14 protein-coding genes are annotated in these 13,631 nt (G+C 64.0%); 1 reads left to right on the forward strand and 13 read right to left on the reverse strand.

All coding sequences use genetic code 11. The features are described 5' to 3' along the window. Positions 1-71: 71 nt before the first annotated feature. The 5 genes from HF684_RS09350 to HF684_RS09370 form a co-directional block, all read right to left on the reverse strand. Positions 72-587: a ferritin gene (locus HF684_RS09350; protein WP_025778340.1), complete on the reverse strand. Its 516-nt coding sequence runs from the start codon at positions 585-587 to the stop codon at positions 72-74. A gap of 169 nt (positions 588-756) precedes the next feature. Next, positions 757-2,190, reverse strand: coding sequence for an amidase family protein (locus HF684_RS09355; RefSeq protein WP_025778341.1), 1,434 nt, complete (start codon positions 2,188-2,190; stop codon positions 757-759). Next, positions 2,187-3,428, reverse strand: coding sequence for an amidohydrolase (locus HF684_RS09360; protein WP_169252247.1), 1,242 nt, complete (start codon positions 3,426-3,428; stop codon positions 2,187-2,189). Before HF684_RS09360 ends, HF684_RS09355 begins: the two co-directional genes overlap by 4 nt. 94 nt (positions 3,429-3,522) lie before the next feature. Then, positions 3,523-4,260: a hypothetical protein gene (locus tag HF684_RS09365; protein ID WP_169252248.1), complete on the reverse strand. Its 738-nt coding sequence runs from the start codon at positions 4,258-4,260 to the stop codon at positions 3,523-3,525. Positions 4,261-4,269: 9 nt separating this feature from the next. After that, a complete protein-coding gene (locus tag HF684_RS09370) occupies positions 4,270-5,016 on the reverse strand; it encodes a DUF5058 family protein (RefSeq protein WP_025778344.1) in 747 nt (248 codons plus the stop codon). Positions 5,017-5,149: 133 nt separating this feature from the next. Here HF684_RS09370 and HF684_RS09375 point away from each other — a divergent pair, with 133 nt between their 5' ends. Further along, positions 5,150-5,662, forward strand: a complete 513-nt coding sequence (locus HF684_RS09375; protein WP_169252249.1) for a hypothetical protein — start codon at positions 5,150-5,152, stop codon at positions 5,660-5,662. Positions 5,663-5,699: 37 nt separating this feature from the next. Here HF684_RS09375 and HF684_RS09380 read toward each other — a convergent pair whose 3' ends face one another. The 8 genes from HF684_RS09380 to HF684_RS09415 all read right to left on the reverse strand — a co-directional run bounded on the left by HF684_RS09380 (position 5,700) and on the right by HF684_RS09415 (position 13,549). After that, on the reverse strand, positions 5,700-6,218 hold the full coding sequence (locus HF684_RS09380; protein ID WP_169252250.1) for a hotdog fold domain-containing protein: 519 nt from the start codon (positions 6,216-6,218) through the stop codon (positions 5,700-5,702). A 200-nt stretch (positions 6,219-6,418) separates the two neighbouring features. Continuing rightward, positions 6,419-6,562 (reverse strand): hypothetical protein, encoded by a 144-nt coding sequence (locus tag HF684_RS09385; RefSeq protein ID WP_169252251.1) that lies wholly within the window; start codon positions 6,560-6,562, stop codon positions 6,419-6,421. 253 nt (positions 6,563-6,815) lie between these two features. After that, positions 6,816-7,283, reverse strand: coding sequence for a transglycosylase family protein (locus HF684_RS09390; RefSeq protein WP_282433931.1), 468 nt, complete (start codon positions 7,281-7,283; stop codon positions 6,816-6,818). Between the two features lie 170 nt (positions 7,284-7,453). Further along, positions 7,454-9,826: an excinuclease ABC subunit UvrA gene (locus tag HF684_RS09395; RefSeq protein WP_248279190.1), complete on the reverse strand. Its 2,373-nt coding sequence runs from the start codon at positions 9,824-9,826 to the stop codon at positions 7,454-7,456. 5 nt (positions 9,827-9,831) lie between these two features. Beyond that, entirely contained in the window at positions 9,832-10,251 is a 420-nt protein-coding gene (locus HF684_RS09400) for a VOC family protein (protein ID WP_211168123.1), read from the reverse strand. A gap of 10 nt (positions 10,252-10,261) precedes the next feature. Continuing rightward, positions 10,262-10,669, reverse strand: coding sequence for a helix-turn-helix transcriptional regulator (locus HF684_RS09405; protein ID WP_169252254.1), 408 nt, complete (start codon positions 10,667-10,669; stop codon positions 10,262-10,264). Next, positions 10,666-12,189: an APC family permease gene (locus HF684_RS09410; protein ID WP_169252255.1), complete on the reverse strand. Its 1,524-nt coding sequence runs from the start codon at positions 12,187-12,189 to the stop codon at positions 10,666-10,668. The genes HF684_RS09405 and HF684_RS09410 overlap by 4 nt, the downstream gene beginning before the upstream one ends. 1 nt (position 12,190) lies before the next feature. Then, a complete protein-coding gene (locus HF684_RS09415; protein WP_169252256.1) occupies positions 12,191-13,549 on the reverse strand; it encodes an NAD(P)/FAD-dependent oxidoreductase in 1,359 nt (452 codons plus the stop codon). Positions 13,550-13,631 lie beyond the last annotated feature (82 nt).

The following is a 13,631-nucleotide window of genomic DNA, read 5'->3' on the forward strand; positions in this document are numbered from 1 at the left end:
CGATTCGAGTCCACCCTCGACTCACGCGACTCGAGATGAGCGCTGAGCCTCAAGTGGTCGGTCTGCAGATATCACTCGCCGTCGGCGGTGATATCGGGGTGGCGTGAGCCGAGTTCGGAATCGATGCGCAGGACACCGGCACCGTCGGTGCCGACACGCTCGAGGCGACCGATGATCTCCGAGATGCTCGACTCCTCCTCGACCTGCTCGTCGATGAACCAGTGGAGCAGCGGCAGCACGTCGAGGTCGGCTTCGTCCTGGGCGGTGCGGTAGAGATTGCGGATGGATTCCGAGACCTTCTCCTCGTGCGCCAGAGCGGCCTTGAAGAAGTCGATCGGCTGCGAGCCGGAGACCTTCGGAGCGGCGATATCACCGATCTGAGGGGCGAATCCGCGGTCGAGGCAGTGCTGGGTGAACTTCGCGGCGTGCACCTGCTCTTCTTCGGACTGGGCGCGCATCCAGCGCGTCATTCCGGGCAGATCCTGATCGTCGAGCTGGATGGAGAGCTGGAGGTAGACCAACGAGGCTTCGAGTTCGAGGGTGACCTGCTCGTTGAGGACCTTCTGCATAGCGGGGCTCAGGTGCATCTGTTACTCCTTTGCTGTTCGAGGCGGATCCATTCCGCCTGCTTAGAGAATATCCTGACACCTTTTCTAGAACCGTTCCAGTGTGGAAAGGCTCGGCAAACTCTGCCCAGGTTTGCCATACCTGTCCCCGTCCGTCCCGCGCTGCGCCGACTCCGGCGCGACGTTCCGCTCAGAGCTCCGGCCGCCGACGGTGGTGACCGGTCGCCGATTCGAAGGCATGAGCGACTCGGAGCAGTTCGACGTCAGCGCCCGGTTTCGCCACGATCTGCACACCCACCGGCAGGCCGGAGGCCGAGAATCCTGCCGGCACCGAGATCGCGGGGCACCCGGTCGCCGAGATCAGGCACAGGGCCCGCATCCAATCGAGGTAGTTCTCCAACTGCACACCGTTGATCTGCGTCGGATATTCGATGTCGGCATCGAACGGCAGGACCTGGCAGGTAGTGAGCACGAGGACATCGTGTCCGGCGAAGTATCGGTCGATCTCACCGTGGAGGCGGGTGCGTGCGGATTCGGCCGCAACCACCTCGGCGCCGGTGAGATCGAGGCCCATGCGGATATTCCACCTGACCGATTCCTTGATGTGCTCCGGGTGCGCTTCATACAGCCCGCCCCAGGACCCGACGAAGTCGAGGGCACGGCGCACATTGAATACCTCATCGGCGTCCGTGAGATTCGGAATCTCCGCGTCCACCTGCGCGCCGAGACCGCTGAACACCTGAGCCGTGGAGGCGACGATGTCCTTCACCTCGGCCTCGACAGGCAGCAGTCCGTCCAGGTCGGGGCTGAATCCGACCCGAAGACCGGTGAGGTCGGGGGAGTGGTCGGCGGCACGAGCGAATTCCGGGAGGTCGAAGACTCTGCCCGATTCCAGGATCGATGCCGGCGCCGAGGGGTGCGGCCCTGAGGCCACCGACATCAGTAGTGCGACATCCGAGACCGTGCGTGCCATGAACCCGCTCTGCCCAAGCCACGCATAGGGGTTGCCCGGGGCAGTGTGCGGGATGCGGCCGTTGCTCGGTCGCAACCCGACGACGTTGTTGAACGATGCGGGCGAACGCAGTGATCCGCCCATGTCCGATCCGTCCCCGGAGGCTTGGATCCCGGCCGCGAGCACCGCCCCCACTCCGCCGGAGGACCCCGATGCCGATTTCGTTCGGTCGTAGGGGTTCACCGTCGTGCCGAACACCTCGTTGAAGGTGTGCGAACCGGCGGCGAACTCGGGGACATTCGTCTTGCCCGTCGTCGTGATCCCGGCGGCTTTGAGTCGGGCGATGATGAGCGCATCCGATTCGGGAACCCGATCGGCCATGAGCGGCGATCCCCAAGTCGTGCGCATTCCCGCAGTGTCGTGAGTGTCCTTGTGCGTCATCGGCACCCCGTGCAGGGGCCCGAAGCTCTCACCGCGAGCGGTCGCTGAGTCCGCCGCCTCGGCCTGGGCGAACGCGGCCTCGTCGTCACGGGTGACGACGGCATTGAGGACGGGGTTGACTGCGTCGATGCGGTCGAGGTGGACCTGCAGTGCTTCACGGGCGGAGACCTCTTTGGCGGCGATCCGGGCGGCCAGTTCACGGGTCGACCACCACAGCATCTCCTCACTCATGCGCGGTCCTTTCCGACCTTGCTCAGCACTGCTGACAGCGCGGCTCGGATGCCCGTCTCGAGCGTGGTTTCGACATCGTCAGGAGCGAAGAACGGGGAGTGGTTGCCGGCCGGGGTCTGTCCGCCTTCGAATTTCGCAGGGGAGTAGCCGCCGAAGAACCAGTAGACGTACGGCACACCGATGTCATCTCCGAACGCTCCGACATCCTCGCTGCCGGTGGCAGGCTCGGTCAGGTGGACCTGCTCGGCACCGAGCTCGGCTCCGACGTGAGTGAGGAACGACTCGGTTTCGTCGGGGTCGTTGAAGCAGCGCGGGAACCGATACATCTCCTCGATCTCCGGTTCCGGGGCGCCGGAAGCCTGCGCCTCGGCGAGAATGATGCGGCGGACCCGGTCGAGGACGACTGCGCGGACCTCCTCGGTGAAGGTGCGGATATTGAGTTTGAACTCGGCGGAGTCCGGGATGATGTTCTCCTTGAGCCCGCCGTGGAACGTGCCGACGGTGACGACGGACATGTCGCGGCCGGAGATCTCACGGGACACGACCGACTGGAGCCGGGTGATCATATAGGCGCCGAGGACGATCGGGTCGATCGCATTCTCCGGTTGGGATCCGTGCGCCTGTTTGCCCTTGACGATCACGCGCAGGCAGTCGGACATCGCCATGGCGGTGCCGCTGCTGGCGTAGATGTGGCCGGCCGTTCCGGGCCACACATGCTGACCGAAGATGACTTCGGGGCGCACGATCTCATCCCAGAGTCCGTCGTCGAGCATGGCCCGCGCACCTTGGCCGGTCTCTTCCCCCGGCTGGAAGATCATGACGACCGTGCCCGACCACAGGTCCTTGTGTGTGACGAGGTGCTTGGCGAGGTAGAGCCCGACGGTGATGTGCGTGTCGTGGCCGCAGCCGTGCATGACCTTCGTGGTCTCCCCGTCGGGCAGAGTGCCCTCTGCAGCGGAGGCGTAGTCGAGTCCGGTGTCCTCGCTGATCGGCAGGCCGTCGATGTCGGCGCGGTAGCCGATGACGGGCCCGTCGCCGTTGTCGATCACGGCGACGACGCCGGTTCCGCCAAAGGTGCGGGTGGTCAGTCCGAGGGCGTGGAGGCGGGAGGCGATCTCGGCGGCGGTGTTCGTCTCCTGCATCGACAGCTCGGGAGTGCGGTGGAAGTGTTTGTAGTCGGCAATCGTCTGGTCGAGATCGGCGCTGATCGACGCGCGGAGAGCGGGGTTGAGCGACATGATGTCCTTTCGGCAGTGGTGTGGTGCCATCTTGGCAGGAATTCTCGAATGCGGAGGTCAGTCTCGGAGACTGAGCGACAGGGGCATGGTGTCGTCAGTTGATGCCGACGGTATCGGTGCCGTCGCCGCCCGACCTCTTGTCCGTGACCGATTTGTTGCGGGTGAACCAGGTGATGAGGATGGTCAGGAACACGACGATCGCGACGTCGCCGGGCGCGAGCACGGGAACCAGCCGGACGAGGACGAGGATGACCAGAGCCGCCATACCGAGGGCGATGAGCGTCGACTTGAGCTGCTTGAGGGACGCGATGAGCTGGACGGTGACACCGCCGAGGATGGCCGGGAGGATGTAGAGCTTCGCGACGAGGGTGGCCGACTCGGGGATGAGGGTGACGAGCCACGTGCCGAGGATGCCGACGAAGATGACCATCGAGGTGACGTGGATGATCGCCGCCCCGCAGATGGCCATCGTCGCCGCATATTCGCCCTTGCGGGTGCCGGGCTTCGCCCCGATCGCGTCCTGAGCGACGATGGCCGAGGGCAGCAGCTTGTTCGAGACGTTGCCGATCATGAAGGCCTGGTACATTCCGGCGGGTCCGAGGATCGGGAAGTAGGTGAGAGGTTCGACGATGTAGAAGACGCCGTAGACGGCGAACACGGCGAGGAACCCCGTGAGGATCTCACCGAGGTCGATGTTCGCGTCTGCGACGAAGATCAGATAGAACGGCACCGAGGTGGCGATGAGGAATCCGATGAACAGCGTGATCGAGCCCCACCGGCTGGTGGTGCGCTCGAACGCCGCGTGCGAGGGTGATGTGATGATCGATGACATATTCTCTCCTCAGGCTTCGGGCAGTCCGAGCCCGGCATAGTGGGCGAAATACGCGGCGACGAGGCCGATGAGCAGGGAGAATCCCAGTCCCCATTCCTTCAGCCAGTTCTGTTTGAGTGTCTTGGCCAGCAGCAGGCAGATGCTCATCACGACTGCCGAGACGATGACGGCGATGACGTGCGCCGGCGATTTCGGCAGCTCACGGAAGGTCAGGGCCGCGAAGGCCGCGAGCAGTGCCGCGCCCGGGATGATCGACATGAGTGCCGGATTGACCTTCTCGAGTTTGTGGGAGCTGCGCTTGAAGATCGGGGTGAGGATGAGAGTGGAGATCATCCAGCCGGCTCCCGAGAGGCTCATCGCCATGAGAGCCACGATGAAGACCCCGCGGGTGAAGGTCTCATCACCGAGGTTGGCGCCCATGGTGCCTGCAGCCAGCGACGCAGAGGCCACCTCGGTGGCGGCGGAGCCGATGAGCCCGACCCTGACGATGACCGGGGGAGTGCCGAAGAGCGGCAGCAGGGCGATGGCGACGAGGACCACCGACAGTGACGGTCCGATTGCGGCGACACCACCGGCGCGGAAGGCCGACCTGACCTCCTGTTGGCTCATTCCCGCCGACTCGGCGTTCTTCTTCACGGCGGTCATGTAGATGAGCGATTGGACGACGACGACAGCCATCACCGCCAACGCGAGTATCCAGAGAATCGGTGCATTTGCGAGGCCGATGTAGTCGGCCGAACCGCTGGCCACTGTCATGGTCAGCTCCTCACTTCATTGTCGAGCAGCAGGGGCCCGAGTGGCAGGTCACATTGGTATACCATCACGCGGGACGCAGGGACAACATATACTGACCGAACGGGCAGGGCCACCGTTTGGCCGGAAGATCTCATTGTCCGAGACGCTGCGGCGAGTCCGTGCTTCCGATCTGAATCGGACGAGCGGTGCCGGAGAGTGGACGAATGCCGAGCTCATCAATCACCTGATCGGCGATGGAGTCCTCTATACGCTGCTGCTGGGGCAGGCGAGCACTGCGAAGGTCGAAGCCACCAGGGGAGTCGATCACCTCGGCAACGACAGGCTCGAATCATTCTGGGCTCACGAGACAGCATTCAGAACGCTCGCTGAGGAGTGCGATCTGCAGGTGCCGGTCGCACATCGGATCGGGAACATTCCCGGCGCGCAGCTGGTGCAGATGCGCATCCTCGAGCTAGCCCAACATGCCGCAGATCTCTCACGCGGCACCGGTCACGATTGGCCGGTCGACGAGAGCCTCGCCGCGTTCATCGTCGAGGAACTCGGCGATCTCATCATCGCCCTCGGCGCCGAGGGCGGATACAGGCCGCCGCGCCCGCTCGACAAGGGCGCCTCGGCCGCTCAGCGGGTGCTGCTGTCGGGTCGGTGACCGGTTCAAACCCGTCACCGGATGGAGGCGGGATGGCTCAGCGCTTCTTCGGTGAGATGTACATGGTGATGCGTGCCGTGACGAATGCGGTGCCCTCAGCGTCGATGACGTCGACGGGGACGACCATGTCGAACTTCTCGTCGCCGAATTCAGGGATCGCCTCAAGGCGGGTGACGGCCGTAATCTCTCCCTTGCTGGCCTTGGCGTTGTACTCCACGGTCATTCCCGCAGGGATCCAGCGGTGTGTGAGCGGCACGGTCGTTTCGGTCATGACACCGGCGGCGACCTCGGCCATATTGCACGATGCGATCGCATGATAGGTGCCGATGTGGTTGTGCATTCCGCGACGGTTCGGTGCAGTGACGCGGCACAGGCCCGGGCGGAGCTCTCTGATCTGCGGTCGCACGGTGCGGAAATAGGGTGCCTTGAAGGAGATGGCCTGAGAGAACAGCCAGGAGCCCACGCGACCGCCCAGCGGCATCTCCTGCATCTTCTTCCAGAGCTTGAAGGTGGGTGCCGGGTCGGTGTTCTGCGCGGCTGCGGTGTCTGCGTTCATGGGTGCACCTCTGCTGTGAGCTGAGTTACTGTTCAGTACAGACTAGCATTCGCCCCATTCGGCCCGCGCTCTTCATAGTCGCCGGTGAGATAGATCGTGTGTTGGCGTGCAGCAGGGGAGTAGGCGAGCACCGGCATTGTGCCGCCATGTCCGGACTCATAGCGATACTCGACCTCACCGAACCCGATATTGCGCGAAGCTCACACCACGGGTACTTCGCCGGAGATCTCTGCGAGGATCTCGCACAGGCGATCGGCCTCGGCGCGCCTGGGGCCGCCTGCATGGTCGAGCACCTCATCGACGGGTTCACCTGTCGTTCGCATCGCCGGCTGCCTCGTCGCCATTCCGTCTCCTTATGTCGGACTGACGGATCCCAACGCGAACCGTCGAATTCAACTGTATTCAGACACCCCGGGGAGTTGCTCCATATCTGTGCTTAACATAATGTATATTATCGGCGTTGCTCACGAGAGACGCGGCAGTGCACAGAAATAGGTGTACGGAAATGGCCGCGAGCGACGCACGTATCGCTCGCGGCCATTTCACGATCACAGCCCACGTGTTCGTGCTCAGTGATCGTCAGATCATCGTGCGGTATCAGCTGCCGACGGTGACGTTGCCGCCGAGGCCGACCTTGCCGCTGTCGTCCGAGCCGCCATCGTCCTTCTTGCCGTCATCTCCGGACCCGCCGCCGTCATCGGCTGCACCGTTGGACTTCGTCAGTCCGGCTTTCTCGCCGCACACTGGCCACGCGCCCGGACCCTGCTCCTTGAGCACCTTCTGAGCGATGTGGATCTGCCATTCCTTGCTGTGCTCGTCCGCGGTGCCCGAACCGCCGAAGGCGTTCCAGGTCTGCTTGGAGAACTGCAGTCCGCCGTAGTATCCGTTTCCGGTGTTGATGTGCCAGTCTCCGCCGGATTCGCATTCGGCGACCTTGTCCCAGACGCCCTTCTCAGATGCCTGTGCCGGCTGCGCCGCGCTCATTCCGGTCAGTCCGGCGGCTGCGACAGCGCCGGCGCCGACGAGCAGGGCGGCCTTGCGGAGGCTTGTGCTGTAGAGGTTCACTGTGTCTTCTCCAAAGTACGACTGCATTTCGGTTCTGTAACCCGGTCGTTACCGAGCCGTTATACACCGTAACGAATCAACTGCCGCATTTGAACCCGAGACCGTGAATTCAGCATCCGAATCGCCTCCGCGCTCTCTGAGCGAAGCGTGATAACAAGCGGCTCCCCCGGTCAGGCATTCACATATGCGGCCAGGTGCTCGGCGGTCAGCGAACCGTTCGTCTTGACTCCTGCGACCAGTTCGGCCGGGCTGCCTTCGAACACGATGGAACCTCCGTCATGTCCGGCACCGGGTCCCAGGTCGATGATGTGATCGGCATGAGCCATCACGGCCTGATGGTGTTCGATGACGACGACGGTCCGACCCGAGTCGACAAGTCCGTCGAGCAGACGCAACAGGTTCTCGACATCGGCCAGGTGCAGTCCGGTCGTCGGCTCATCGAGGATGATCACCTGCGCCGCATCGGCGGCCTTCGCCGATAAGTGCACCGCCAGTTTCAGTCTCTGGCGCTCTCCCCCGGACAGCGTCGTCAGCGGCTGGCCGAGACTGACATAGCCGAGTCCCACCTCGGCGAGGATCTTCAGAATCTTCACGACCGCGGGAATGCGCGACTCCCCCGCACTGAAGTGCGTAATCGCCGAATCCACCGGCAGGTCGAGGACGTCACGGATATTCAGTCCGCCCAAGGTGAAATCGAGCACCTCGGCTTGGAACCCCTTGCCCTCGCATTCGTCGCAGGGTGCCGACACGCCGCCCATAAGCGCCATATCCGAATAGATGATCCCGGCGCCGTTGCAGACCGGGCAGGCGCCTTCGGAATTCGCGCTGAACAGGGCGGGTTTGACCCCATTGGCCTTCGCGAACGCCTTCCGAATGGGCTCGAGCATCCCCGTATACGTGGCCGGGTTGCTGCGCCGGGATCCCTTGATCGGCGCCTGATCGATCATCACGACGCCCTCGCGTCCCCGCAGGGACCCTTCGATGAGGCTGCTCTTGCCCGAACCGGCGACTCCGGTGACGACGGTGAGCACGCCGAGGGGCACATCGACGTCGACATCGCGCAGATTGTGCGATCCGGCACCGCGGATCTCCAGTGCCCCTGCCGACTCCCGCACCGTGTCCTTGAGTGCGGCGGTGTATCCGAGGTGGCGACCGGTGAGAGTGTCCGATTCCCGGAGACCGTCGACGGTGCCGGTGAAGGTGACCTCTCCCCCGTTGCTGCCCGCGCCGGGACCGAGGTCGACGATGTGGTCGGCGATGAGGATCGTCTCGGACTTGTGTTCGACGACGAGGACCGTATTGCCCTTGTCCCGCAGCGCCAGCAGCAGGTCATTCATCGCGCGGATGTCGTGCGGATGCAGGCCGATCGTCGGTTCGTCGAAGACATAGGTGACGTCCGTGAGCGACGAACCCAGGTGGCGGACCAGTTTGATCCGCTGCGCCTCTCCCCCGGACAGCGATCCCGCCGATCGGTCCAGCGACAGATATCCGAGGCCGATGTCGTTGAAGGCGCGCACATCCGCACGCAGGGACTCGAGCAGCACCGAGGCGGCCCCCGGGGTGACCTGGTCGAGCCATTCCGTGATGTCCGAGATCTGCAGGGCGCAGACATCGGCGATGGACCGACCGGCGATCAGGGAGGACCGCGCGGCCGCATTGAGACGAGTGCCCTCGCAGTCGGGACAGGTGGTGAAGACGACGGCTCGGTCGACGAATTCCCGGATGTGCTTCTGCATCGAGTCTCGATCCTTGGACAGGAACGACCGCTGGATCCGCGGGATCAGCCCGTCGAAGGTGATGTTCGTGCCATTGATCCTGACCTTCTCGCCTTCGGCGTAGAGAAGGTAGTGTCGCTCTTTCTCATCGAAGTCGGCGATCGGTTTGTCCGGGTCGAAGTAGCCGGATTCGGAGAACATGCGCACGGACCAACCGCCGGGTTTGTACCCGGGGACCGTGATGGCTCCGTCGTTCAAGGATTTCGACTCATCGACCACCTCGGCGATGGAGATGTCCGTGGCTGTACCCATGCCCTCACAGAGCGGGCACATTCCGCCGTTGACGGAGAAGGACCTGCGCTCGACCTGCTTGCCCTCGCCCTTGTCGATACTCACCGCGCCTTTCCCGCTCAGGGTGGCCACGTTGAAGGAGTAGGCGTTGGTCGACCCGAGGTTCGGTTCTGCCAGACGAGCGAAGAGGGTGCGCAGCTTCGCATTGATGTCCGAGACCGTACCCACGGTGGATCGCGGGTTCGCTCCGATCCGCTCCTGATCGACGAGGATGGCCGTCGTCAGCCCCTCGAGGACATCGACTTCGGGTCGGGCCATCGCCGGCATGAAGCCTTGGACGAACGCAGAATAGGTCTCGTTGATCATCCGCTGGGACTCGGCGGCGATGGTGTGGAAGACCAGCGAACTCTTGCCGGAACCGGAGACTCCGGTGAAGACCGTCAGGCGACGTTTGGGGATCTCGACGCTTAAGTTCTTGAGATTGTTCTCCCGGGCTCCGCTGACGCGGATGAGGTCATGGCTGTCTGCGGTGTGCACAGGTCTCAGCCTCTCTGCTGGATGCGGATCATGTTTCCGGCGGGATCCCGCAGGGCGCAGTCGCGCAGACCGTAGGGCTGGTCCATCGGCTCCTGCACGATATCGGCGCCCTTGGCCTCCACCTCGGCGAAGGCCTCATCGACGTTCGGGCTCGCGAGCACGATCGCGGCATAGCTGCCCTTGGCGATGAGTGCCTCGATGGTCTCCCGTTCGGTGTCGCTGATCGTCGGGTCGGTCACGGGCGGGGTGAGCACGATCGATGTGTCGGGTTGGCCGACCGGTCCCACCGTCAGCCAGCGCATGCGTCCGGCACCGACGTCGAGGCGCAGTTCGAAGCCGAGGATGTCACGGTAGAAGGTCAATGATTCGTCCGCATCGGTGTGCGGCAGGAAGCTGGCGTTGATCGAGATGTCCATGTGAGCAATCGTAGACTGCTCAGTCAGGTGGGACTTCTCGATTCCTGACCGGTCGCAGGGCATTCTTCACTACGATCGTCGGCAGCCGGTGTTCGCCTGCGGCGACTTCGTCGCGGTAGCGGGTCGGTGAGAGTCCGACGAGTTCGCTGAAGCGGGTGCTGAAGGTGCCCAGGGAGGAGAATCCGACGGTGAAGCAGATCTCGGTGATTGTGAGATCGCCGCGGCGGATGAGGGCCATGGCGCGTTCGATCCTGCGCGTCATGAGATACGAATAGGGCGATTCGCCGAAGGCCGCTCTGAACTGACGGCTGAGGTGCCCGGCGGACATGTGCACGCCTGTGGCCAGGGCCTCTACGCTCAAGGGCTGGTCGAATTCGCGGTCGATGCGGTCCCGAACTCGGCGCAGAGCCACCAGTTGCTCATTCACCCCTCGTCGACTCCCTGTTTCAGGGTGCGTCCGCGGAAGAAGTCGGGGTGGCGGATGGATTGGATGATCATGATGACCACGCCCAGGGCCAGTACTCCGATGCCGAGGACGAAGACGAGTCCGATGCCGAAGATTGAGGAGCCCGATCCGTAGTCGGGATCGAGGGAGTCGATCGCGGTGGTGACGAAGATGACCAGCAGGGTCACGCCGCCGATGAGCGGGAACAGCAACCGGAAGAACAACGTGCGGGTCGAGGCGAACAGACTGCGGCGGAAGTACCAGATGCAGGCCAGACCCGTGATGCCGTAGTAGAAGCAGACCATAAGGCCCAGAGCGGTGATCGTGTCCCACAGGGCGTTCTCGGACAGCAGACGCATGACGACGTAGAAGATGATCGCTGCTCCCGCCGAGGTGACGGTGGCCACGGACGGCGATTTGTACCGTGGGGAGACGCGACCGTACTTCTCCGGCAGTGCTCCGTAGTGGCCCATCGCCAGGATCGTCCGGGAGGGCGAGACCATCGTCGCCTGCAGCGACGACAGAGAGGAGGAGAGCACCGCGATGGATACGAGAACCGCGAAGGGACCCATGACAGGGCCGGCGAGTGAGGCGAAGATCGATTCCTGGTTGTCCGGATTGCCTGCCCCGAGCCCCTCGGTGCCGATGCCGGCGAACGAGATGACCGCGATCGTGCAGGCGATGTAGATGATGACGATCGCGATGATCGTGAGCATGGCGGCCCGGCCCGGGGTCTTCTCCGGATCCTTCGCCTCCTCGTTCATCGTGATCACCGTGTCCCAGCCCCAGAAAAGGAAGATCGACAGTGACACGGCAGCCGCGACGGTGGAGAAGTCGCCGGCCGACAGCGGGTTGAACCAGTCGAATGAGACCGGGGTCGGGTCGAAGGCGGTGCCGTTCGCCACTTGCACGATCGCGGCGATGACGAACCATCCCAGCGCCAGCACCTGGAAGGCGACCAGCCACACCTGCAGCTTCTCCGTGGCTTCGACTCCCCGATACGATACCCAGGCCGCGGCGGCGGTGAGGATGATCGTGACGGGGATGTTGATCCACAGAACCCGGGTGAGTTCGGCGATGGACGGATCGGAGAACACCTGCGACAGGAGGAGGAAGAGGAAGTCGACGGCCACGGCCGCGAGATTGGACAGCACGAGGACGGTGGCGGCGACGAGTCCCCAGCCGCCCATCCATCCGAGCCAGGGCCCGAATGCTCTGGTCGCCCAGGTGAAGGTGGTTCCCGAGTCGGGCATCGCCGTGTTCAGTTCCCGGTAGCCGAAGACGACCAGGAGCATCGGCACGAAGCCGATGAGCAGCACGGCTGGGGTGTGCACCCCGACTTCGGAGATCGTCGGGCCCAATCCTGAGGTCAGCGTATAGGCCGGGGCGATGCAGGAGATGCCGATGACGGCTCCCCCGATGGCTCCGATCTTGCCGGCGGAGAGTCCCTTGGCGCTCAGTCCGCTCGTGTTCGTCGACGGTGACGGCTGTGTGCTGCTCATCTCAGGAGATCTCGCCGAGGATCCTCTCGGCGGTGGCGGTGCCGATGCGCACTGCTCCGTCGACGTGCTGGTAGCCTTCGGCGGCGATATCGGAGCTGGCGAAGTGGATCGGTCCGACCGGGTCGTTCTGGAACGGCCCCCACCGGTGCAGACCGCCCAGGTCGTAGCTGGTCGCATAGGCACCGCGAGTCCATTCCTCCGCGCCGAAGTCGGAGAGGTAGAACACGCGGGGGTCGAGAGCCTTCGGGCCGAGGAATTCGGCCAGCGCCTCGAGGATCGTCGCCCGGCGGGTCTCCTCGTCGAGGGCCCACATGGCGTCGGCGTTGACATCGGAGATGAACCCGACGAGGGTGCCCTGCTCTTCGCCGTGGTTCGTGTTGTCGTAGACCTCTTGGACGAGACGGGAGGCGCCGAATCCGGTTCCGCACAGACCGTCCTCACGCCAGAACGGAGTGTCGTAGGTGGCGTGGACCTTGATGACGAGTCCCATCGACTGGTGTTGGTGGAAGATCTGCTGGAGCCGCGGCAGAGGCGGGTCATAGCTGATGCGTGAGTAGAGGTTCGGCGGGACGGCGACGATCGCGGACCGGGCGCTGACACTCAGTTCGTCGGTCGAGACGTGGACTTCGGTCTCCGACCATTCGATCCGACGCACCGGCTGCTGCAGACGGACGATGTCATCACCGAGTTCTTCAGCCATCTGCACCGAAACCGACTGCATCCCGCCGACGACGCGACGATCGAGGATGAAATGATCGTCGACGAGGTTCGTGAATGATCCCGCCGAGGCAGCCATGAGGATGGCCTGGAGCGTTGAGAAGGTGGTGGCGGGCTTGGTCAGCATGCCACCGGCGACGAACAGCCCGATGTTCTCGCAGGCGAGTTCGTCCTCGGACTGCTCACGCAGCCAGTGGTGAAAGGAGATCGTGTCGAGTTCGGCAGCGTCTTCGGCATCCCAGGGGGCCGTCGGTCCGATCCGGGCAGCGAGTTCGTCGAGGAGGCCGATGAGGCGTTCCATCTCGGCCCGGGTCGACTCCCCCACGGGGAACATCTCGCCCGAGTACACGGTGCGGGTTCCGTCGGGTGCGATGTAGACGCTGTCGCCGTCGCGGTAGCGAGGGTAGGTCTCTTTGCCGAGTTCGTCGACGAGGGCCAGCAGCGCGGTCTGGTCCGGAGAGATCCACTGTCCGCCGAGTTCGAACATCTGCCCGTCGATGTGTTCGGTCCAGGTGCGTCCGCCCACACGATCACGAGCTTCGAGGACGATGACGCTGTGTCCGGACTTCCGCAGGCGACGGGCCGCGCTCAGACCCGATGGGCCTGCTCCGATGATGACGACGTCACAGGTTTCTGCGGACATGGCGGACTCCTCCTGAAGCGGTTGGGGTGGCTTCAGACTAACGAGGTCCCGCGCCCGTGCCAAGGCGGATCGGGCGAGTGCG

This window comes from Brevibacterium sp. 'Marine', from assembly GCF_012844365.1.
Taxonomy (GTDB): domain Bacteria; phylum Actinomycetota; class Actinomycetes; order Actinomycetales; family Brevibacteriaceae; genus Brevibacterium.